This is a genomic window from Streptomyces sp. NBC_00223 (genome assembly GCF_036199905.1).
GTDB lineage: Bacteria > Actinomycetota > Actinomycetes > Streptomycetales > Streptomycetaceae > Actinacidiphila.
The window spans coordinates 3,932,472-3,954,262 of sequence record NZ_CP108109.1 but is presented as its reverse complement, the minus strand read 5'-3'; the positions used below and the strand labels follow the sequence as shown (position 1 = coordinate 3,954,262).

The 21,791-nt window shown below is 72.2% G+C and carries 18 protein-coding genes; 16 read left to right on the top strand and 2 right to left on the bottom strand.

All coding sequences use genetic code 11. The features are described from left to right. Positions 1 to 160 precede the first annotated feature (160 nt). Positions 161 to 3,484, top strand: a complete 3,324-nt coding sequence (locus OHA30_RS16580) for an AfsR/SARP family transcriptional regulator (RefSeq protein ID WP_328914617.1) — start codon at positions 161 to 163, stop codon at positions 3,482 to 3,484. A gap of 76 nt (positions 3,485 to 3,560) precedes the next feature. Here OHA30_RS16580 and OHA30_RS16575 read toward each other — a convergent pair whose 3' ends face one another. Beyond that, entirely contained in the window at positions 3,561 to 4,559 is a 999-nt protein-coding gene (locus OHA30_RS16575) for a beta-ketoacyl-ACP synthase 3 (RefSeq protein ID WP_328914616.1), read from the bottom strand. 189 nt (positions 4,560 to 4,748) lie between these two features. Between OHA30_RS16575 and OHA30_RS16570 the strand changes: the two genes are divergently transcribed. From OHA30_RS16570 to OHA30_RS16500, 15 genes are all read left to right on the top strand, one after another. Next, entirely contained in the window at positions 4,749 to 6,221 is a 1,473-nt protein-coding gene (locus tag OHA30_RS16570) for a DHA2 family efflux MFS transporter permease subunit (RefSeq protein ID WP_328914615.1), read from the top strand. A gap of 316 nt (positions 6,222 to 6,537) precedes the next feature. Continuing rightward, entirely contained in the window at positions 6,538 to 7,734 is a 1,197-nt protein-coding gene (locus OHA30_RS16565) for a cytochrome P450 (protein WP_328914614.1), read from the top strand. A gap of 105 nt (positions 7,735 to 7,839) precedes the next feature. Next, a complete protein-coding gene (locus OHA30_RS16560) occupies positions 7,840 to 9,615 on the top strand; it encodes an AMP-binding protein (protein ID WP_328914613.1) in 1,776 nt (591 codons plus the stop codon). After that, positions 9,612 to 10,613, top strand: coding sequence for a ribonucleotide-diphosphate reductase subunit beta (locus OHA30_RS16555; protein WP_328914612.1), 1,002 nt, complete (start codon positions 9,612 to 9,614; stop codon positions 10,611 to 10,613). Before OHA30_RS16560 ends, OHA30_RS16555 begins: the two co-directional genes overlap by 4 nt. A gap of 117 nt (positions 10,614 to 10,730) precedes the next feature. Next, the gene (locus tag OHA30_RS16550) at positions 10,731 to 10,994 is read left to right on the top strand and encodes an acyl carrier protein (protein ID WP_328914611.1); all 264 of its coding nucleotides are present in this window, start codon (positions 10,731 to 10,733) and stop codon (positions 10,992 to 10,994) included. 52 nt (positions 10,995 to 11,046) lie between these two features. Beyond that, complete coding sequence (locus tag OHA30_RS16545) at positions 11,047 to 11,736, top strand: SGNH/GDSL hydrolase family protein (RefSeq protein WP_328914610.1); 690 nt, start codon at positions 11,047 to 11,049, stop codon at positions 11,734 to 11,736. Further along, positions 11,736 to 13,436 (top strand): GMC family oxidoreductase, encoded by a 1,701-nt coding sequence (locus tag OHA30_RS16540; protein ID WP_328914609.1) that lies wholly within the window; start codon positions 11,736 to 11,738, stop codon positions 13,434 to 13,436. Before OHA30_RS16545 ends, OHA30_RS16540 begins: the two co-directional genes overlap by 1 nt. 26 nt (positions 13,437 to 13,462) lie before the next feature. After that, a complete protein-coding gene (locus OHA30_RS16535) occupies positions 13,463 to 13,849 on the top strand; it encodes an SCP2 sterol-binding domain-containing protein (RefSeq protein ID WP_328914608.1) in 387 nt (128 codons plus the stop codon). 93 nt (positions 13,850 to 13,942) lie between these two features. After that, a complete protein-coding gene (locus OHA30_RS16530; RefSeq protein WP_328914607.1) occupies positions 13,943 to 15,202 on the top strand; it encodes an acyl-CoA dehydrogenase family protein in 1,260 nt (419 codons plus the stop codon). After that, positions 15,199 to 16,182 (top strand): hypothetical protein, encoded by a 984-nt coding sequence (locus OHA30_RS16525; protein ID WP_328914606.1) that lies wholly within the window; start codon positions 15,199 to 15,201, stop codon positions 16,180 to 16,182. The genes OHA30_RS16530 and OHA30_RS16525 overlap by 4 nt, the downstream gene beginning before the upstream one ends. Further along, positions 16,179 to 16,991 (top strand): ThiF family adenylyltransferase, encoded by an 813-nt coding sequence (locus OHA30_RS16520; protein ID WP_328914605.1) that lies wholly within the window; start codon positions 16,179 to 16,181, stop codon positions 16,989 to 16,991. Before OHA30_RS16525 ends, OHA30_RS16520 begins: the two co-directional genes overlap by 4 nt. An 8-nt stretch (positions 16,992 to 16,999) precedes the next feature. After that, entirely contained in the window at positions 17,000 to 17,929 is a 930-nt protein-coding gene (locus tag OHA30_RS16515; protein WP_328914604.1) for an AurF N-oxygenase family protein, read from the top strand. 10 nt (positions 17,930 to 17,939) lie between these two features. Further along, positions 17,940 to 18,251: a DUF4873 domain-containing protein gene (locus OHA30_RS16510; RefSeq protein WP_328914603.1), complete on the top strand. Its 312-nt coding sequence runs from the start codon at positions 17,940 to 17,942 to the stop codon at positions 18,249 to 18,251. 195 nt (positions 18,252 to 18,446) lie between these two features. Beyond that, the gene (locus OHA30_RS16505) at positions 18,447 to 19,223 is read left to right on the top strand and encodes a dienelactone hydrolase family protein (RefSeq protein ID WP_328914602.1); all 777 of its coding nucleotides are present in this window, start codon (positions 18,447 to 18,449) and stop codon (positions 19,221 to 19,223) included. 77 nt (positions 19,224 to 19,300) lie between these two features. Beyond that, positions 19,301 to 19,945 (top strand): helix-turn-helix domain-containing protein, encoded by a 645-nt coding sequence (locus tag OHA30_RS16500; RefSeq protein WP_328914601.1) that lies wholly within the window; start codon positions 19,301 to 19,303, stop codon positions 19,943 to 19,945. Positions 19,946 to 20,048: 103 nt separating this feature from the next. Here the strand turns inward: OHA30_RS16500 and OHA30_RS16495 are convergent, their stop codons facing one another. Further along, positions 20,049 to 21,563 carry an AfsR/SARP family transcriptional regulator gene (locus OHA30_RS16495; protein ID WP_328914600.1) on the bottom strand — a complete coding sequence of 505 codons (1,515 nt, stop codon included), beginning with the start codon at positions 21,561 to 21,563 and terminating at the stop codon, positions 20,049 to 20,051. Positions 21,564 to 21,791 lie beyond the last annotated feature (228 nt).

Genomic DNA, 21,791 nt, shown 5'->3' with positions numbered 1-21,791 from the left:
TGGTTTCGGCCCAGGTCGGAGGCGTGTTGTGAGCAAGGTGTGAGCGACGACAAACGGAACGCCATTGCCGCCGTACCGGCCAGTACATAAGAATTCAGCTGCGCAGTCTGAAACAGAAGGGTCGTTCGGCGACCGCCGTTGCTGGTGAGCGGAGTGAACTGTGATCGACTTGCGGGTGCTGGGGCCGGTACGGGCACTGGCGAACGGGCGGGATCTGGAGATCGGCCACGCGAGACAACGGGGTCTGCTGGCGATGCTGCTGGTCGACGTGAACAGTGTGGTGCCGTTCGAGCGGCTGATCGAGCTGCTGTGGGACGACCGGCCACCCCGGCTGGCACGCAATGTGATGGCCGGGTACGCGACCCGATTACGCAAGGCGCTGGCCGCCGCGCCCCGGCAGGAGGACGGCGCGCCCGAGCTGTCGACCCGGGACGGCGGCTATGTGCTGGAGGCGCCGCCGAAGACGGTGGACCTGTGCCGCTTCCGGGAGTTGGCGTCCCGAGGCACGGCGGTCGTGGGCGACGACCAGCAGCGCTCCCGGGTGCTGCGGCAGGCGCTCGATCAGTGGTCGGGGGCCGCGCTGAGCGATCTGTGGGGCACCCGGATCGAGTCGCTGCGGGCCACCCTGGAGGCCGAACGCCGTACGGCGCTGCTGGGGTTCTACGACGCCGAGCTGAGGCTCGGCCGGTCCCGGGAGATCCTGCCCGAGCTGCAACGGCTCACCGAGGAGCGGCCGTACGACGAGGACCTGGCGCTGCGGCTGATGACCGCGCACCGGGACAGCGGCAACCAGGCGGAGGCGCTGCGCCAGTACACCGCCTTCCGGCGGCGGCTGGCCCAGGAGCTGTCCGCGCGCCCGGGCTCCGAACTGCGGGACGCGGGCGAGCGGTTGCTGCATCCGCATCACGCGCGGACCCCGGTTCCGGCGCCGCCGCGCGAGCAGTTGCGGATGCCTCGGGTCGCGGAGTTCTTCGCCGGGCGGGAACAGGAGCTGCGGGAGCTGGACATGCTGGTGGAGCCGCATGCGCAGCCCGCCGCGTCGGCCGCCCCGCAGAGCCGGAACCTCTTCGTGATCAGCGGGATCGCGGGCTCGGGCAAGACCACCCTGGCCCTCCAGTGGGCGCACCGGGCCCGCGCGGCTTTCCCCGACGGCCAGTTCTTCGTCGCGATGCGCGGCCACCACCCGCATCTCGAACCGCTCTCGCCCGCCGAGACCCTGGCCCGGGTGCTGCTGGCGCTCGGCCTGCCCGCCGCCGACATCCCCTACGGGCTCGACGAACGCGCCGCCATCTACCGCACGTTGCTCGCCGGACGCCGGGTGCTGATCGTGCTGGACGACGCGGCGGGCCCGGACCAGGTACGGGATCTGCTGCCGCCGAGTCTTGACGGCAGCGCGGTGGTCGTCACCTGCCGCAATCGGATGCCCGAGCTGACCGTCCGGTACTGCGCGGGCGAGGGCGTGCTCGACGTGCTGGACGAGGAGGCGGCGCTGGCGCTGCTCACCAAGCTGGTGGGCGCCGACCGGGTGGCCCGCGAGCCGGACGCGGCGGCCGGATTCGTGCGCGTCTGCGGGCAGTTGCCGCTCACGTTGCGGCTGAGCGCCGCCTACGCCGCGGGCCGGCCCGACGAGCCGCTGGCCCGGCTGCTGTCCCATGTGTCGGGCACGGCCGGTACGCGGGCGGACGGCGTCGAGGCGCACACGGCGATGAGCCAGGCGCTGAATCTGTCCTACCGGCGGCTGAGCGCGTCGCACCGTGAGATGTTCCGCTGGACCGGCCTGGTGCCGGGCGCGGACTTCGGTACGGAGGCGGTCGCGGCGCTGGCCGACTGCTCGTTCGCGGAGGCGGAGGAGCGGATCGGCGCGCTGGTGCGGGCCAATCTGCTGACGGAGTACGCCTCGCGGCGCTACCGGCTGCACGACATGGTCAAGCAGTACGCGGCGGAGACCGCGGCCGCCGAGGACCCGTGGGAGGTGCGCGAGGCGGTGCTGCTGCGGCTGTTGGAGTGGTACCGGCAGTGTGTGGAGCGGGCCAGCCGCGCCCACCAGATCCAGATGGTCGGCAGCCACCGCGGGGTGACCGCCACGGGCATCCCGGCCGCGCCGGACCAGGACGGAGTTCAGAGCGACGGTGCCACGGCGGACCCCGACGGCGGGCCGTCCGGCGCGGACATCGCCTGGCTGGACCGGGAGAAGGCCAATATCTGCGCGGCCATCAAACTCGCCGCCGAGCTGGGTCTCGGGCCGTCGAGCTGGCGGCTGGCCGATTCGATGCTCGGCTTCATCCGGCTGCACCCGGGCGGCGACGACTGGTCGGCGGCGGTCCGCGCGGCCCTCCAGGCGGCGGCCAAGTCCGACGACCGGCGGGCCTACACGGGCATGCTGCTCAACGCCGCCGACGCGGAGTACCGCGAGGGCAGGAAGGACGGGGAGCGGGCCAGAGCGCGGGAGGCGATCCAGGTGGCCCGCGGCGCGGGCTGGCGGGCGGGCGAGGCGCTGGCGTTCACGGCGCTCGGCCGCTCGTACTGGTCGGTGGGCGAGGTCGCGCTGGCCGACCGCTATCTGCACTCGGCGCTGCGTATCCACGAGGAGCTGGGCGACTGGGCGGGCCAGGCCAACGCGCTGGGCCGGATCGCCCGGAACTCCTACGACGCCGGTGAGCTGGAGGTCGCGCTGCGCGGCTATCTGCGGGCCCTTGAGCTGGTGGACCGGGCCGGTTCGCGGTTCGGCCGCATCCGGCTGCCCGGCTATGTCGCGCTGACCCTGCGCCACCTGGGCCGGTACGCGGAGGCCGAGCGCTGGTGCGAGCTGGCGATCCGGCTCAGCCAGGAGACCGACTTCCACGAGGGCCTGGCCATCGCCCTGACCTGCCGGGCCACGATCTACAGCGATCTGGGCGCGCAGGCCAGGTCGGTGACCGCCGCCCGGGAGGCGCACGTGGCGATCCCGCATCTGTCGGACCCGCGGATAGAGACCGACTGTCTGATCCACCTCGGCGGGGTGGAGGCCGCCGCCGAGCGCCCCGACCTGGCCATGCGCAGCTTCGGCAAGGCGCTGCTGATCGCCGATCAGTTCGGCTACCGGCAGGGCTCGGGCCGCGCGCTGTCCGAGAGCGCGGCGGCGTACGTCCGGCTGGGGCTCTACGAGGAGGCGCTGGTGGCGTGCAGCCGCAGCCGTACGGCGCTGGGCGGCACCGCGCTGCGGCCGGTGGTCGCCCAGACGCTGGTGTCGGAGGCGGACAGCGCGCTGGCCTCGGGCCGCTGCGCGGAGGCGGTGGCGGGCTACCGGCGGGCGGCGGCGATCTACCGGACCGTGGGCCAGCCGCTGGGCGAGGTACGGGCGTTGCTGGCCTGGGGGCGCGCGGTGCGGGCCGTGCCGGGGCACGGCCGCCCGGACCGCCCCGCGCTGCGCGGGCTGCGGATCGCCGAGCGGCTGGGGGTGCCGGAGGCCGACACGCTGCGCGCCCTCGTCGGCGGGCAGGAGTAGTGGCCGGTGCGGCCGTCTCCCGGGGCGCACCGGGGGACGGTCACGGCACACGGACCGGTCGCGGCATACGGACCGGTCACGGCATACGGACCACCGTGGCCGCGTAGGACAGGCCGGCCCCGAAGCCGATCAGCAGGGCCAGATCGCCGCTGCCCAGGGCGCCGGAGGTACGCAACCGGTCCAGCGCGAGCGGAATGGAGGCGGCCGAGGCGTTGCCCTGGTCGACGATGTCGCGGGCCACCTCGACCTCCTCGGGGAAGCCGACCGCCTGGGCGACCGACTCGATGATCCGCAGATTGGCCTGGTGCGGCACGAACGCCTGGATGTCGCCCGGGGTCACCCCGGAGCGCTCCAGCGTGGTGCGCACGATGTCCGGCAGGTTCGTCACCGCCCAGCGGAAGACCGCGGACCCCTGCATCCGCAGATACGGCCGTCCGTCGTTCTCCGGCTCCGGCCGTACGGTGATCGTCTCGCGCAGCGACGGCTCGGTGCCCCAGACCACAGGACCGATGCCCGGCTCGGCGGCCCGGCCGACCAGGGCGGCGCCGGCGCCGTCGGAGAACAGGAACGCGGTGCCGCGGTCCGTGGGGTCGAGGATGTCCGACATCCGCTCCACGCCGACGACCAGCACATTGCGGGCCGCGCCCGAGGAGACCGCCGAGGCGGCGAGCGCCAGGCCCACGGTGAAGCCCGCGCAGGCGGCGCTGACCTGCCAGCCGGGCACCGAGACGCCCAGCCGCCGGGCGATCTCCTGGGCGAGCCGGTCGGAGGAGTCGAGGTCGGACATCGTGGCGACCAGGATCTGGTCCACGTCGGTGGGCGCGGTGCCCGCGTCGGCGAGTGCCTTGCCCGCGGCGGTGGCGCCCATCTCCACCAGGGTCTCGTCCGGTCTGGCGAAGCAGCGGGTGCTGATGCCGCTGCGGCGAAGTATCCACTCGGGGCTGGATTCCAGAGTGCGGCAGATCTCCTCGTTGGTGACGATCCGGCGGGGCCGGTAGGCCCCTATGCCGAGGAGGACCGGGTGGTGGCGGTCGGCCGCGGGCTGGAACGTGCGCTCGGTCTCGGTGCTGTGCACTGGTGGGCTCCCGTCGTCAGCGCTGCTTCCACAGGTGTTACGCACCACAGCCCGTGATCCCGCATGTTCGCTCCGCTTGACATTCGCATACTGACGGTATGTACTCACATACCCAAGGAATGTTAGTTGGAGGGACCGACAGTGACCTCAGCAATTGCCACACCACCGGCCGAAAGGTCGAGAGCCGGGATGACGCTGCTGCTGACAGCGGCGGCCACGTTCATGGCCTTCCTCGACACAACTGTCGTCAACGTGGCATTCCCCGACCTGCGTACGGACTTCCCCCATGAGTCGCTGACCAACCTGACCTGGGTGGTCACCAGTTACGGGGTGCTGTTCGCCGCTCTGCTGACCCCCGCGGGACGCTTCGCCGACGTCTTCGGCCGCAAGCAGCTCTTCCTCGGCTCGCTGGTGGTGTTCAGCGCCGCGTCCCTGGCCTGCGCCGTCGCGCCGAACGTGGACTTCCTGATCGTGGCCAGGGCCGTGCAGGGCATCGGCTCCGCGGGCATGATCCCGGCCGCGCTGGGACTCGTGCTCGCCGAGACACCCGCGGAGAAACGGGCCGAGGCCATCGGTATCTGGGGTGCGGCCGGTTCCATGGCCGCCGCCGCGGGACCTTCGCTCGGCGGTCTGCTGGTCAGCGAGTTCAACTGGCGCTCGGTCTTCATCGTCAACGTGCCGATCGGCCTCGCGGTGATCTACGCCGGCATCAAGCAGCTGCCCGCCCGCCCGGCCACCGAGCCCAAGCGGCCCGACCTGGTCGGCACCGGGGCGGTCACCCTCGGCATCGCCGGCGTCGTCATCGGCCTGACCAAGGGCGGCGACTGGGGCTGGAAGTCCGCCGAGACCTGGATCTGGATCGCCGCCGGCATCGCGCTGGTCGGCTACGCACTGCTGCGCTCCACCAAGCACGAGGCCCCGGCCATCGAGACCCAGCTGTGGAGCAGCAGGATGTTCGCGGCCGCCAACCTCACCACGTTCTTCCTGGGGGCGGGCCTGTTCGTGTGGTTCCTGTCGGGGCCGCTGTACCTCACCACGATCTGGCACTACTCGATCCTCAAGGCCGGTCTCGCGGTCACCCCGGGCGCGGTGCTCTCCGCCGTCGCCGCGATCGTCGTCGGCCGCAAGGTCAAGCCGCAGAACCAGCGGCCGGTCATCGTGGTCGGCCTGCTGATCTTCTTCGGCCTGAGCATCTGGGCCTATCTCACCCTGGGCGCCGAGCGGCAGTTCCTGGCGATCTGGCTGCCGTACGGCGCCATCGGCGGCGCGGTCATCGGCGCGGCGCTCACCAGCGTCACCACGGCCGCGGCCATCTCCGTGCACCCGCTGAAGTTCGCCTCCGGCACCGGTATGAACACCACCGCCCGGCAGTTCGGCGGCTCGCTCGGCGTGGCCGCGATGGCCGCAGTGATCGCCGCCCACAACCCGCTGGAGCCGCAGGCCTACCTGGACGCCTTCCTGCTGTCCGGCATCCTCGTACTGGTCGCGGTCTTCCCCGCCATGCTGCTCTTCGACAAGAAGTCCATGGCCACGATCGCCGAGACGCAGCGCCAGATCCAGGCGTACATGGCCGCGCAGGCAGCCGCGGCGCAGGCCGCGGCGGCGGGCGGCGGCGCGCCCGCGGCCGGTACCGAGCAGACCGCGGCGGCCGACCGGGGCTGACGCCCCGTCACCGTCTGTCACCGTCACCGTCTCCCACAGACACCGGCCGCGCGGATTCCCCCGTGCCACGTGGCCGGTCCCGGTGGGGGCGGCGGAGCCCAAGGGCCCGCCGTCCCCACCTTTCGCGTTGCCCGCGACGCGGAGCCCCGCCGACCGTCCCGCGCGCGCCCGCGCGCGTGCATCACCGCCTCGCCCGGCGGCCCGGCCTCCCAGACCGCCTCGCGGGCGCGCCCGCGCGCGTGAGGGTCACGGCCGCCACCGTACGTAAACCACGTGTGCACCCGACGTTCCGCTCCCCCGCGAAGGAGTACGGCCGATGTCGAACGATGCCCCGCGGTTCACGTACCCGCTGCCCCGGACCGACGCCACCCAGCCACCGGAGGAGTACAAGGACTTCCGCGCGAAGTGTCCGGTCCCGCACGTCAACCTGCCGACCGGCGCGCGGGCGTATCTCGCCACCCGCTACGACGACGTGAAGACCGTGCTGGCCGACCCGCGGTTCAGCCGCGCGGCCTTCCTGGAGCCCGGGGCGCCCCGGCTCCAGCCGGTCGACCCGCACCCCGACAACATCATGAGCATGGACCCGCCCCGGCTCTCCCGGGTGCGCAGACTCATCGCCAAGGAGTTCGGCCCGCGCCGGGTCGAGTCGCTGCGCCCGCACATCGAGGCGGTGACCGCCCAACTCCTCGACGAGATCGAGGCGTCGGAGCGGCCGGTGGACATGGTGAGCGCCTTCGCCACCCCGCTGCCGCTGCAGATCGTCTGCGAGCTGATCGGCGTGCCCTTCGAGGACCGCGCCAAGTTCCAGGGCTGGTCCGACCGGTTCACCGCGCTGACCAAGTACAGCGCCCAGGAGATCATGACCGCCGACCGCGAACTGCGGGAGTATCTGGCCGGGTTGATCGAGGGCAAGCGCCGAGTGCCCGGCGCCGACCTGCTCAGCGCGCTGGCCAACGAGAGCGACCCGCAGGTCCGGCTCACCCACTCCGAGATGGTGATGCTCGGCGTCTTCCTGCTGATCGCCGGCCACGACACCACCACCACGGTCATCGCCACCAGCATCGTCACCCTGCTGCGCAACCCCGAACAGCTGCGGCTGTGGCGCGAGAAGCCGCAGCTGACCGACGCCGCCGTCGACGAGCTGATCCGCTACAACACCCCCGGCGACGGCTCCTTCGCCCGGATCGCGCTGGAGGACGTGGAGCTGAGCGGGACGACCGTGCCCGCGGGCAGCGCGGTGATCGCGCCCATGAGCTCCGCCAACCGTGACCCCTCCGTCTTCGCCGACCCCGACACCTTCGACATCACCCGGGACGCCTCCGCGCACGTCGGCTTCGGCTACGGGCCGCACTTCTGCATCGGCCACGCGCTGGCCCGGCTGGAGATGAAGATCGCCCTCGACGCGCTCTTCACCCGGCTGCCGGACCTCAGGCTGGCGGTCGCGCCGGAGGAGTTGCGGTGGCGTCAGTTCGCCGCGCTCGGCGGGCTGCACGAGCTCCCGGTGACCTGGTGAACCGCTGATCCCGGGGCCGCGGCGGAAATTCCGCAAACGGCGTGAGGGGTAGCCGCGGCCCGCGGCGTAACACAAGGCGAGCGCCCATCTGTTGAGGGGAAACCGTTGAACACCGTCCTTGACTGGCTGGACGACCCCGTGCCCGAGCGCGGGATTCACTACTACCGCCCGGACGGCTGGCGGCTGCGCAGTTACCAGGAGATCGCCGGGAACGCCCGCCGTATCGCCGCGCTGCTGCGCGCCTCCGGTGTCACGCGGGGGGTCGTCTCCCTGCAGATCGAAGACCCCGAGACCTTCGTGCCCGCCTTCCTGGGAACGATGTACGCGGGGCTGACCCCGTCCCCGATCGCGTCCCCGGTGACCTTCACCAACCACGACGCCTACACCGACCACGCCGCGGCCGTCCTGGCCGCCGCCGCCCCCGCCGCGGTGCTCACCGACACCGCGATGCGGCCGCTGGCCGCGGGCGCCTGCGCCAAGGCGGGCCTGGGGGAGCCGTTGGTGCTGCCCGAGGAGCTTCCCGACGAGCAGCAGCAGGCCCGGTACGACGCCGAGCTGGCCCTGTTGCAGTTCACCTCGGGCTCCAGCGGGACCCCCAAGGGCGTACGGGTGACGGCCGGCAACCTGGCCGCCAACGTCCGGGCCATCCACGGCTGGCTGGGCGTGACCGCCGAGGACTCCTGTTCGTCGTGGCTGCCGCTCTACCACGACATGGGGCTGATCGGTACGTTCCTCGGCTCGGTCGTCGCGCAGATCGACCTGTGGCTGATGACGCCGCTGGACTTCATCCGCTCCCCCACCCGGTGGCTCGAATGCCACGGCAAGCACGCCGTGACCATCACCACCGCCCCCAACTTCGGCTACGGGTACGCCGCTTCGCGGGTCCGTGAACCGGCCCTGGAAGGCACCGACTTCTCCACCTGGCGGGTCGCGATGAGCGGCGCCGAGCGGGTCGACCCGCGGGTGGCCGCGGACTTCGCGGCGCGCCTGGACCCGTACGGCTTCCGGCCCTCGGCCTTCACACCCTGCTACGGGATGGCCGAGACGACCCTCGCGGTGACCGGCGTGGTCCCGGGCAAGGGCGCCCGGATCGTGCGGCCCGCCGGGCCGATGGCCACCGGCTCCCCGGTGACCGTCACCGGCAGCGGCACACTCGGCGTCGACCGCCCCGAGGACCCGGCCCGCTGGATCACCTCCTGCGGCGCGCCCGTGCCCGAGACCGGCCTGGAGATCGTCGGCGAGGACGGAAAGCCGCTGCCCGAGGGGTCGTTCGGCGAGATCCGGGTCACCGGCCCGTCCGTCGCCCTCGGCTACCAGTCGCCCGACCCGAACGCCTCCGCGCCCTTCACCGCGGACGGACTGCACACCGGCGACGCCGGCTTCGTCCTCGACGGGGAGCTGTACGTCATCGGGCGGATCGGCGACAGCCTCAAGGTCCGCGGCCGCAAGGTGCACGCCGAGGACCTGGAGGCCGCGCTCGCCGCGGTGCCCGGGGTGCCGGCCGGCCGCTGCGCGGTCGCGCTCGGCTCCTGGCGCGGGCAGGGCAGGGCGGTGGCCGTGGTGGAGACGCAGGACGACTCCTGGCTGCCGGCCGCGACCGCGATGCTCCGCACGGTGCTCGACGACTCGGTCGCCGTGACCGTGCTGCGCACCCGGCGCGGCGTCATCCCCCGTACCTCCAGCGGCAAGCCGCGCCGCCGGCTGATGTGGCAGCAGGCCGGCGACGGCACGCTGCCGGGCGACGTACTGCACGACACGTTCCAGGACACCGCAGGACCGGCGACCGCCGGCACCGGCACGAGCCGTACGGACACCACCCGTACGGACAGCACCTCCACGACGACCGCGACCGCACAACTGGATGGGGCAGCGACGACATGACCGCCACTCCCGCGGGGCTCGTTCTCGATGTGACCGAGACCGCTCCCGAGACCACCGCAGAACAGCGAGGCCGCCTGGCCGGATCGGCCGACCTCTACCGCCGCTGGGAACGCCAGCAGTGGGCGGTGGCCGATGTGAACCCGGCCAGGGACGCGCCGATCTGGAACGCGCTCACCCCCTTCTCCAAGGGCCAGATGCTCGGCGCGCTCGCCGAACTGGAGGTCGGCGAGGTCGCGGTGACCCACACCCTGGGCTCGCTCATCGACGCCCCGCCCACCGAGGACGACCGCATCTTCCTGTGCACGCAGCTCGCCGACGAGGCGCGGCACGTGCGCTTCTTCCAGACCTATCTGGAGGACGGCTGCGGCATCGCGCTCAAGGAGGCCGAGGGCACCGACCTGGAGGGCTCCGCGGACTACGCGGACGTCTTCGCGCCCGAACTCACCCGGGTCACCGGGGCGGTGCGCGAGAACGCCGAGGACCGCGACTCCTGGTACCGGGCGCTGGTCTACTACCACCTGATCACCGAGGGTGTGCTGGCCGCCACCGCGCTGCGCACCACCCGCTTCCTGGCCAAGCGGCTCAAGCTGCCGGCCCTGGAGGAGGGGCTGACCAACGTCACCCGGGACGAGTCCCGTCATGTCTCCTTCGGGCTGCGCGCGGCGCAGGACGGCGTGGCCAACGGCTTCGCGCAGGTCGTCGAGGACGCCCACTTCGAGTCGATCGGCGCCGCCGCCTGGGTGCTGATCGGCCCCTCCCGGCACAACCCGGTCCCGGCGATCCAGGCCGCCCTGCTCAGCCGCGCCGCCCAACTGCGCGGAGCCGTCGAGATCGCCCGCGAGCGGCTGCTCAAGCAGCTGCGGCTGGTCTCGCTCCCGCACCTCACCGAGGAGGCGGGCACCGCCTGGGACACCGCCGTCGACAAGGCCCTGGACGCGTACGAGGAGCGCTGGAGCGCCCCGCACCCGATCCGCGCGGCCGCGCTGCTCACCGGCTGAGCCTCGGCCCACATCCGGGCAGCCCCCGCTTCCGGGGCTCCCGTACCCGCGCAACCCCGTACCCGTACCCCCGGTACCGCCCCGAACCGTCACCCCGGCACCAGAAAGCGAGCACCCATGGACAGCACCGCCCTTCGCGCCAAAGTGCGGGAGATCGTCGGCGAGATGAGCCCGCTCGGCGCCCGCGAGGCCCACTCCGACGACCGCCTGATCGAGGAGCTCGGCTACGACTCGCTGGCCGTCATCGAGCTCTCGCTGCGGATCGAGCAGGACTTCGCCCTCACCACCCTGTCCACCGGCGGCACGCCCGACATCGCCACCGTCAAGGACATCGAGGACTTCGTCGAGGAACGGGCGACCGCCGCGACCGACGCGGCCTGAGCCTGACCCGCCCGAAGGCCGGCGCTCCAGCAGAGAAAGAGGACAGCACACCATGACCGAGGACCTGAGTCGCGAGGCGGCCGACCCGCTGTGTCTGCCGCACGGGGAGGCCGTACGCCTGCTGCGTCCCGCCTCCTGGCGGCGGCTCGCCGTGATGGGCGACAGCTTCGCCAGGGGCCTCGGCGGGCCCAGCCGGGGCTACGCCGACAGGCCGTGGCCCGAGCGGATCGCCGCCGCGCTGGGCGAGGGCCGGCCGGAGTTCGCCTACCTCAACACCGGAGTCGAGGGAAAGCGTACCGGCCAGGCCAGGGCCGAACAGCTGGAGCAGGTGCTGGCCTTCAAGCCCGACCTGGTCAATGTCGCCGTCGGCGGCAATGACCTCTTCGACGCGGAACCCGATCTGGACGGCGTCGAGGCCGACCTCGACGCCGTCTACTCGGCGATCCGCGCCCAGGGCGCCGACATCTTCGTCTTCACCGTCACCAATGTCTTCGACACGGTCCCCGAACTCGCCGCTTTCGGTGTCCGGGTGGCGGAGCTGAACGACCGCATCCGCGCGGTCGCCCGCCGCCACCAGGCGATCGTGGTCGAGATGTGGGACCACCCGGTACGGCTGCGCCCGGCGCTGATGAGCGCCGACGGCATCCACTTCGCGATGGAGGGCCACGCGGCGCTGGCCTCCGAGATCGTCAAGGCGCTGGCCCGCCGGGTCGCCGAGTCCGAACAGGAGGCGGGTGCCTGATGACCCCGAACCAGGTGCCCGCCACCGCGCGGTACGTCGTCGTCGGCGCGGGCTCGGCCGGCTGTGTGCTGGCCGAGCGGCTGAGCGCGGGGTGCGACGGCCAGGTGGTGCTGATCGAGGCCGGCGGCCCCGACCGCCGCCCGGAGATCGCCATCCCGGCCGCCTTCCCCACGCTGTTCGGCTCCGCGGTCGACTGGGGCTACCGCACCCAGCCGCAGCCCGGGCTCGGCGGCCGTCGGCTGAACTGGCCGCGCGGCAAGACCCTCGGCGGCTCCTCGTCGCTGAACGCCCAGATCTGGACCCGCGGCCACCGCGCCGACTACGACGGCTGGGCGGCGCGGGGCTGCGAGGGCTGGTCGGCCGACGAGGTGCTGCCGTACTTCGCGAAGGCCGAGGACCGCGCGCTGGAGGGCGCCGACGGCAGGAGCGGCGGTACGGACAGCGGTACGGACGGCGCCGCGGCGCCCGGTTACGGCACCGGCGGCCCGATCCGGATCGAGGACCTGCGCGACCCCAGCGAGGCCACCACCGAATTCCTCGCCGCCTGCGCGGAAGCCGGTCTCGGCCCGCTGGAGGGTGTCACCGCCCTGACCCCCGAGGGCGCGGGCCCGGTGCACACCACCCAGCGCGGCGGGCGGCGCTGGAGCGCGGCCGACGCGTATCTGCGCCCGGCCACCGCGCGCGACAACCTCACCGTCGTCACCGGCGCCCATGTCGAGCGGGTGCTGATCGAGAACGGCCGGGCGGTCGGCGTCGCGTACTCCACCGCCGAGGGGCCCGCGCGCATCCACGTCGACGGCGAGGTCGTGCTCGCCGCCGGGGCCATCGGCAGCCCGCATCTGCTGATGCTCTCCGGGGTGGGCGCCGCCGAGGAGCTGACCCAGCACGACATCCGGGTCCACGCCGACCTCCCCCAGGTCGGCCGCAACCTCACCGATCACCTCTACGTACCGCTGGCGTTCGCCGCCCACGGCGCGGTGTCGCCTGGCGTCGAGGACCCGGCCAGCGAGATCGCCGAGTTCCTGCGCGGCCGCCGCGGCCGGCTCACCTCGAACATCGCCGAGGCGGTCGCCTTCCTGCGCAGCGACGACGCGCTGACCGCGCCCGACCTGGAGTTCGTCTGGATGGTGCTGCCCTTCCTCGACCAGGGGGACGCGCCGCGCCGGCACGGCGTCACGCTCGGCGTGGTGCTGCTGCGGCCGCGCAGCCACGGCAGCGTCCGGCTCGACCCCGCCGACCCGGCCGGCTATCCGCTGATCGACCCGCGCTATCTGTCCGACCCTGCGGGCGACGACCTGCGGGTGCTGGCGAGCGGCGTACGGCGGGCCCAGCGGGTGCTGTCCAGGCCCGCGCTGGCCGACCGCCTCGGCGAGCCCCTGACGCCGGGCGCCTTCGACTGGTCGGACGAGAGTGTGACCGCCGTGACCCGCGGATACGCCGAGACGCTCTTCCACCCCGTGGGCACCTGCCGCATGGGGTCCGACGAGGACGCCGTGCTCGATCCGCGCCTGCGACTGCGGGGGGTTGAGGGACTGCGAGTCGTCGATGCCTCCGCGATGCCCTCGATCCCCCGCGGGCACACCCACGCCCCCACGGTCATGCTCGCCGAGCGGGCCGCCGAACTGATCCTCACCGACGCCTCCCCGGACGCGGCCGGCCACGCCGGCGCCGCCGCGCCCGGCGCCCTGGCCCACCGCTGACACCCACAACGAGAGGTTCCGTCACTGTGACTGTCCACGCCACCGCAGAGCAGGCCCGCCGAATCCTCAGGGACGCGTCCGAAGCGGCGCTGAACGACGCGGAGTTCGCCGCCGTCCTCAAGGAGCGGGAGTTCTCCCTGCAGTTCGTCCTCGTGGACCCCGAACTCGCGCTCCGCCTCGACGCCGACGGGGTCGAGGACGGCGCGCCCCGGCCCTCCGTGCTCCGGCTGGAGGGCGAGACCGACGCGCTCCACGAGATCCTGCTCGGCCGGCTGCCGGTCACCCGGGCGATCGTCGACCACCGGCTGGTCGTCAAGGGCCAGGTGGCCGCGGTACGGCAGCTGGCCGACGTGCTCCCCGTCCTGGGCCGCGAGTACTACAAGCAGATCTCCCAGGGCCCGCAGGCCGCCTGAGCCGGTCCGGCGCACCGCCCGCGCCCTCTCCGGGCTTCCCGAGCGAAACCCCGGCAGAACCCCAGCAGAACCGAGCAGAAAGAGTGCCCGACCGTGACCGTCACCGCTTCGATCACCCCCAACGCACCGACGCTTTCCGATCTGCGGGCCCTGCGCGGCGCCGCGATGCCCTCGATGTTCGACCTGCCGCCCGACGTCGAGGAACTGCGGGACGAAGTACGTGAGTTCGCCCAGACCGTGGTCAAGCCGCGGGTGCTCGCCAACGACCTCGCGCCGGCGGACGAGTTCGACTGGGAGATGGTGCGCGCGGGCCATGAGATCGGCCTGCTGCGGCTGACCGTCCCCAAGGAGCTCGGCGGCCGCGGCATGGGCGTACTCGGTGTGGCCGTCGCCGTCGAGGAGCTGGCCTCGGTCTGCCCGAGCACCGCGCTGATCTTCGGCGCCTCGCTGCTCGGCCAGTCCTCGGTGCTGTTCTCCGGCGACCAGCAGCTCCAGTCCCGCTTCCTGCCGCAGTTCCTCGGCGACGAGCCGGTGCTGGCGTGCAACGCCATCACCGAGGAGGTCTCCGGCTGCGACCTGCTCATCCCGGAGAACGCCGAACTCGCCGCCGACGTGATGACCGCGCGCCGGGACGGCGACGGATACGTGCTCAACGGCATCAAGCGCTTCATCACCAACGGCAAGGTCGCCCAGTGGGCCTCGGTCTTCGCCAACATCGAGGGCCACCCGGGCGCGACCGGCCTGACGGTCTTCATCGTGCCGCTCGACAGCGAGGGCGTCACCCGCGGCGCGGTCGCCGACAAGATGGGCTACCGGGCCTGCCTCGGCACCACGCTGACCTTCGAGGACGTCCGGGTGCCGGAGGAGAACGTCGTCTTCGGCGAGGGCGGCGGCTGGAACTACATGTCGATCCAGTCCAACCAGGCGCGGGCCATCGTCGCCGCCCTGTCGACGGGTGTCGCCCGCGGCGCCTTCGAGTACGCCAAGGAGTTCGCCGGCGAGCGCGTCCAGGCCGGAAAGCCGCTGTACGAGCACCAGTTCACCGCCCGCAAGCTCGCCGAGATGGCGGCCAAGGTCGAGGCGTCCCGGCTGCTGTACCTCCAGGGCGCCTACCAGGCCGACAACATGCTCCCGGCGCCGGTCTACGGCCCCGCCGTGGCCAAGATGTTCGCCGACCGCGCCGCCATCGAGGTCGCCGAGGAGGCCATGTCGATCCTCGGCGCCCGCGGCTACTGCCGCGAGTACGGCGTGGAGAAGCTGGTCCGCGAGTCCTTCGGCGCCCGGATCTACGAGGGCACCCCCGAGGTGCTCGCCCTGGCGATAACCGGGGCGCTGTACGGGCGGCGGCTGTGACCACGCGGACCCAAGGGCTCGCGGGCCCCGCCGCCGACGGGACCGTCGTCACGGGGGCGACGGCACCGCGGGCGGCGGAGGACCCGCGGGTGGCGGGCCGGCGCGACCGCTACATCGCGGACGTGCTGGCCCTCCACGACCGGCTCAGCCTGCGCGGCCTGGTCGCGCAGGCCGAGCCGCTCTACCTCGCCCGGCGGCCGGACGGCCTGACCGTGCTCGCCGTACGGCAGTCCCGGCTGCCCGAGCGCTACCGGCTGATGATCTACGGCTTCCGGCTGGCGCAGTATCTGCGGCTGAACTTCGCCAGCGACCGGGTCACGCACACCCGCGCCCTGTTCGCCGAGCCGGCCGGCCCGCACGGCGAGGAGATCCACGTCATCGCCCTCCAGGAGAGCACCGGGGCGATCCTGCGCTATGTGTCGTACATCGGCACCGCCGACCGCACACCGCGGCCGGTGACCGACCCGGACCGGGCGCCGTTCCCGGCCGAGGTGGCGCACGGGGTGAAGTTCTTCGACCATGTGCCGCCGGACGAGCCGGTGCTCAGCAGCGAGGTCTGGGAGATCAAGCGGCTGGTGCAGCGCGCCTCCGAGCTGGACGGGACGGTGACCCAGCGGCTGCGGATCACGCTGGAGATGATGCTCTGCTTCTACTCCACGCTCCAGCAGCTCGACCCCGCCGCCAAGTACCTGGTCGGCGACGGCGAGGAGGGCCTGGCCATTCGCAGGCTGACCCGCAGCCTCAAGGACATCACGGTCATCGAGGGCACCAGTCCCTCGCTGCCGGAGGACAACGTGCTGTTCCCCTGCTACGTGACACGACCGGTGGTGAAGCCGTTCGTGGCCCGCGCGCCGCGCGGCGACGAACTGGCCGAACTCGTCGGGTGGATGCAGTCGGCGCTGTCCGCAACGGACCCGCTGGCGGGCTTCAAACAGCTCGTCGGACGGGTCGAGGGCGAAGTGAGGAGGGTACGGGTATGAACACCCCGCAGGACGCGGACGCTTACTACCGGGATCTGACGGAGCGCAACCGGGGGCTGATCCCGGACGGGGTCCAGCAGCGGCTGCGCGCCGCCCGGGTGCTGGTGGCCGGCTGCGGCTCGACCGGCGGGGCGGCGATCGAACCGCTGGCCCGCCTCGGTGTGGGCCGCTTCACGCTGACCGAACCGGGCGAGTACGAACTGAACAACCTCAACCGGCAGAGCGCCACCCGGCACGACATCGGCCGCAACAAGGCCGAGGTCGGCGCCGAACGGGTGCTGGCCATCCATCCCTTCGCCGAGGTCTCGGTGGACACCGCCGGGATCCAGGTCGACAACGCCGCGCTGCTGCTCGACGGTGTCGACGTGGTCGTGGACGGGGTCGACGTCACCACGGTCAAGGGCTGGCAGGCCAAGTTCACCCTGCACACCGAGGCCGCCAGGCTCGGCGTGCCCGTCGTCTCCGGCTACGACATGTCCGGTACGCAGCACGTCCGTTACTACGACTACCGGGTCCCGCTCGAACCGCTGGCCGGAGAGGTCACCGAGCAGAACCTCGCCGACGAAACGCTGTGGGCGTTGCTCCTGCGGGTGATCCCGCGCGAGATCGTGCCGGCCGACCTGATCGCGGACGTCACCGCGCACCGGGACGAGCCGGAGTACAGCGTGCCCCAACTGGTGTACGCCTCCCATCTGTTCGGGGTCGTCGCCGCCCGGTACGTCGTCGAGATCCTTGCCGGTAACCCGGTCCGCGACGCAGTCACCGTCGATGTCCACAGCCTCGTCAGCCTCGTCACACCGCAGGGTTAGGAGTTCCGATGACCACCGCAACCTCCCGGCGCAGCGCCGACCCGCTGGAACGGCAGACCAAGAAGGCCTCCCAGCTGCTGATCGCCTCGGCCAAGCACTCGTACGACCCGCGCATCGACGTCAACTGGGACGAACCGCTGGAGGAGGGCAAGTGGTTCCTCCCGGAGAAGCGCATCTCGATCTTCGGCACCGATCTGTACGACTCGCTCAGCATGGAGCAGAAGCTGATCCTCAGCCGTGAGGAACTGGGGTCCTCGCTGACCGCCGGGGTGTGGACCGAGCACATCCTGATGCACCTGGTGTCGCGCTACGCCTACAAGCGCGACATCACCAGCCCCCAGGTGCAGTTCGCGCTGACCGAGGTGGCGGACGAGGTCCGGCACATGATCATGTTCGCCCGGCTGGCCGAGAAGATCGGCGTCGACTTCTACCCGGTGCAGGCCAGGACACAGCGCAACGGGCTGCTGCTCAAGACCTTCGCGCCGGTCTCCGCGCTGTGGGCGATGCTGCTGCTCACCGAGGAGTTCTTCGACCGCTTCCAGCGCGAGCAGGCCGCCGACGAGACGGTCCAGCCGGTGGTGCGGACCGTGGCCCGTATCCATGTGGTGGAGGAGGCCCGGCACATCAGCTTCGCGCGCACCGAGCTGGAGCGCTTCGTCCCCACGCTGTCCAAGCGGCGGCTGGAACTGCTCCGCAAGTTCCTGGCCAACGTGGTCAAGACGGTCCGTCACGACCGCTACAACCCGCTGATGTACGAGCGGGCCGGTCTCGACCCCAAGGCGTGCATCGAGGCGGGCCGCAACAACCCGATCGGTGTCGTCAACGGCGGTTACGGGGCCGAGCGGATCGCGCCGTACTACAAGTCGATCGGGCTGATCGGCGGCAAGACGGAGAAGATCTGGCGCGACGCGGGCTGGCTCAGGGACAACGAGGGCTGAGGGGACCGCTGTGGAGGACGACGGCTACGAAGGCCCGGCGGTCCTGGTCGTGGGGGAGGAGCGCTTCACGCTCCGGGCGCGCCTCTGCGGCCAGTTCCAGCCGCTCGACGGGCTCTACCGGTGGTACGGCCGGCTCGACCCCCACGAGGGGCTGAGCCGGCTGGTCGGCGACCGTTCCGCGGACGTCGTACTGGAGACCGAGGAGGGCGGCGCCCGGGGCCGGATCACCGAACCGGATCTGTGGAACCGCTACCGGATCGAGGGAACCAGTGTGCCCCCGTTCCGTATCGCCTTTAGCCTTGAGGACATCGGGGCGGAGTAATCGGTCCCGGATATTCGGCCGGGGATGTCCCGGGACGGTTCGGGGCGGCTCGGGAGGGTTTACCCGGGGCAATGGTGCCGCGCTAATCGGCGGCGGAAACCGGAGTACCGGAGTTGGGGATTCCGGTGCTCCGGGCGCCGGAGTCCCGCGGCACCGCGGCAGGCGAACAAAAGGAAAACGGAGGACGACCAGTCCATGTGCTTTGACGAAGACGCGGTTCCGCCGGTACCGGTGGTCGCGGATGCCGCGATCGAGTCCCGGTACCTCGAATTGACCGCCGCGGACGGCAATACGTTCGCCGCGTTCACGGCCGCCCCGGAGGGCGGCGCGGACACGGCGATCGTGATCCTGCCCGATGTGCGCGGTCTGTACGGGTTCTACACGGAGCTGGCGAAGAGATTCGCGGAGAACGGCGTCCGGGCGCTCGTCTTCGACTACTACGGCCGTACCGCCGGAGTCGGCAAGCGGGACAAGGACTTCCCGTACGCCCAGCACATGGCCGACCTGGCGCCGCGCAGCCTCTACGCCGACCTCGCGGCCTCCGTCGCCCATCTGCGCACCCCGGAGGGCGGCGCCGCCGAGGCCGTGCTCACCGTCGGCTTCTGCATCGGCGGGCGGATCGCGGTGATGGCGGCGGCCGGCGGCTTCGACCTGGCCGGGGTCATCGGCTTCTACTGCTGGCCCGCGGCCGCCCCCGACGGCTCGCCCGGTCCCACCGGCCGGGCCGCGGACCTGACGGCCCCGGTGCTCGCGCTGATGGCCGGCGACGACCCGGGCATCCCGGCGCGGCACGTCAAGGAGTTCGACGAGGCGCTGGCGGCGGCCGGGGTGGACCACGAGGTGATCACCTACCCCGGCACCCCGCACAGCTTCTTCGACGCCAAGCGGTCGGAGTACGCGGACGCGTCCGCCGACGCCTGGAGCCGGGTGCTGGCCTTCACCCGGAGGGTGGGCGCGCCCGTCGGAGGGTGAACCCATGTGTGATACGTACCATTGGAATGGAAGTGCGTGTAGCCTGGATTCCTGGCCCGACCGGGGAAGTGTTGGCGATGCAGACGACTCGAACGAGAACACGTCCGACGCAGCGTGAGCGGTCCGACGGCACCATCGAGGCTCTGTTGCAGGCGGCCCGTGACCTTTTCGCGGATCGCGGTTACCACGCGACGTCCCTGGACGCCGTGTGCGACGCCGCCCACGTGACCAAGGGCGCGCTCTACCACCACTTCAGCAGCAAGCAGCACCTCTTCCGCGCCGTGTACGAGCGGGAGCAGGCGAGGCTGTCCAGGATCGTGGCCCGTGCCTACCGTGACGCGGAGGCGGACTCCTGGGAGGCCGTCTTCGCCGGGGCGCGGGCCTTCCTCGCCGAAGTGCTCGCCTCGGACGTCCAGCGGATCAATCTGCTGGACGCCCCGGGCGCGCTGGGCATGGACACCATGCGGGAGATCAGCTCGGACTGCCTGCTGATGATGCAGGAGGGTATCCGGCGCGCCGCGGCCCGCGGCGACATCGCCCCGCACTCGGTGCCCGCGCTCAGCCACCTGCTGTACGGCGCGCTGTGCGAGGCCGCGATGGCCGCCGCGCGCGCCGAGGACCAGCAGGCGGCCCTCGACGCGAGCGTGACGGAACTGCGCGCCCTGTTCGACGCGCTGGCCGCGGCGGCGCGCCCGGTGAGCGGTGCGGCGGTACTCGGCTGACGGCCGGGCGGGTCCGCTTGAGTCCGGGTGAGTCGTACGGGGACGAGGACCAGGTCAGCCGGACCACGGCCGGTCGGGCGGTACGGGGAGGATGCCCGGGTGATCAGCCGCCCGAACCCATGGTCATGGCGAGGTCGGTGAGGGTCAGCCGGGGCCGGCCCAGCGCGTGCTCGGCGGCCGCGCTCAGCGCCCGGGGGGTGCGCCCGCACAGTTCGATGATCCGGGCGACCGCGACCGGCTCGGCCTCCACCCGGGTCTCGCCCAGAATCCCGGCCAGCATCCGCTCGGCCTGCCGGTCGCTCAGCTCCCGCAGCCGCACATAGCGGATCGGCTGCGTCGTCTCCAGCCGCGCCAGACACGACGGGTCGCGGGTGGTCGCGACCACGGTCCCGGCCGAGGCGCCCGGCAGCAGCGCGGTGATCTGCTCGTGACAGGCCAGGTCGTCCAGCACGATCAGCAACCGCCGGTCCTTGACCGCCGTGCGGTAGAGCTCGACGGTCTCGGCCGTTCCGCCCGCCGGGACCGGCACACCGAGGCTCCACAGCACGAACCGCAGCACCGTGTCCTGCGGCTGGCCGTCCTGGCAGCCCTCGCTGCCGTGCAGGTCGACGAAGATCTGGCCGTCGGGGAAGCGGTGTGCCACCCGGTGCGCCCAGTGGATCGCCAGCGCGGTCTTCCCTGTGCCGGGCGGACCCTCTATGACCCGCACCGGAGGCCCCGCGTCGGCCGCCGCGACGAAGCCGTCGAGCACCGCCAACTCCTGTTCACGGCCGATGAACCGGGTGCCGCGGGGCAGTTGCTGCGGGATGTGCGCGGTCGGCGGCAGACCGCGGGTGGTCCGCGGCGGCTGGAGGGTCAGCTCCGGGTCGGCGCGCAGGATCCGGGTGTGCAGCTCCTGGGTCTGACCCGCCGGGTCGACGCCCAGGTGGTCGACCAGCCGGCGGCGCAGATCGGCGTACGCGCCCAGGGCCTCGGCCTGCCGGCCCGAGCGGTAGAGCGCGGTCATCAGGTTCCTGATGACGATTTCGTTGTCGGGGTGCTCGTCGGCGAGGGCGTGCAGCTCGTCGAGGAGGCCGAGGTGGCCGCCGAGCCGCAGCTCGCCGTCGTGGCACTCCACGAGGACGGAGAGCCGCTCGAGTGCGAGCAGCCTGCGTATCTTCGCCGCCCACGGCCCGGTCACCCCGCCCAGCGCCCGGCCGCGCCAGATGCCCAGCGCCTCCCGGAAGAGCAGTACGGAGGCGCGGGTGTCGGCGCTGCTGGCCCGCGCGGCGGCGACGACCTGGCGAAATCGGTGCAGGTCGATCGCGTGGGGATCGATCTGCAGCACATAGCCGCCGTGGCGGCGCCGCACTCCGGCGTCCCGCTCTTCGTCCCGGCCGGTGTCCGGGCTCTCCAGCGCTCCGCGCAGCCGTGAGATGTAGGAGTGGACCATGTTGCGCGCCGATCGCGGCGGCTCGCTCCCCCAGGTCCAGTCGATCAACTCGCTGGTCATGACCACGTCGTTGGCACTCACCGCCAGCATCGCGAAGATACCGCGCTGTCTGGCCTGACCGAGTTCTACTGCTTCCCCCTCCGCGGTCCGGTATTCCAGCGACCCCAGCAGCCGAACGGATGCCACGTTCCTCTTCTCCCCTCCGTGACGACGAGAGCCGAGCCACCTCCACACAATAGATGCCAGTCTGCGCGCACGCGCCTGCCAACCCGCCGAGGTGGACGGCGTCACAGCCCTTCCGACCAGCGATATCCGGCCAAGAGGGCGGTGGAATATTTCTTGATTCCCGCTGGATTCCGGATCGACCCGGGCCCGGACGCCGAATGATCCCGTCAAGCTTTGCCTCACCGCCGC

Excerpts from the sequence above, each read along its gene's own strand:
- OHA30_RS16570 (WP_328914615.1), top strand. The coding sequence starts at position 4,749 with ATGACGCTGCTGCTGACAGCGGCGGCCACGTTCATGGCCTTCCTCGAC.
- OHA30_RS16565 (WP_328914614.1), top strand. The coding sequence starts at position 6,538 with ATGTCGAACGATGCCCCGCGGTTCACGTACCCGCTGCCCCGGACCGAC.
- OHA30_RS16555 (WP_328914612.1), top strand. The coding sequence starts at position 9,612 with ATGACCGCCACTCCCGCGGGGCTCGTTCTCGATGTGACCGAGACCGCT.
- OHA30_RS16550 (WP_328914611.1), top strand. The coding sequence starts at position 10,731 with ATGGACAGCACCGCCCTTCGCGCCAAAGTGCGGGAGATCGTCGGCGAG.
- OHA30_RS16545 (WP_328914610.1), top strand. The coding sequence starts at position 11,047 with ATGACCGAGGACCTGAGTCGCGAGGCGGCCGACCCGCTGTGTCTGCCG.
- OHA30_RS16540 (WP_328914609.1), top strand. The coding sequence starts at position 11,736 with ATGACCCCGAACCAGGTGCCCGCCACCGCGCGGTACGTCGTCGTCGGC.
- OHA30_RS16520 (WP_328914605.1), top strand. The coding sequence starts at position 16,179 with ATGAACACCCCGCAGGACGCGGACGCTTACTACCGGGATCTGACGGAG.
- OHA30_RS16515 (WP_328914604.1), top strand. The coding sequence starts at position 17,000 with ATGACCACCGCAACCTCCCGGCGCAGCGCCGACCCGCTGGAACGGCAG.
- OHA30_RS16505 (WP_328914602.1), top strand. The coding sequence starts at position 18,447 with ATGTGCTTTGACGAAGACGCGGTTCCGCCGGTACCGGTGGTCGCGGAT.
- OHA30_RS16500 (WP_328914601.1), top strand. The coding sequence starts at position 19,301 with ATGCAGACGACTCGAACGAGAACACGTCCGACGCAGCGTGAGCGGTCC.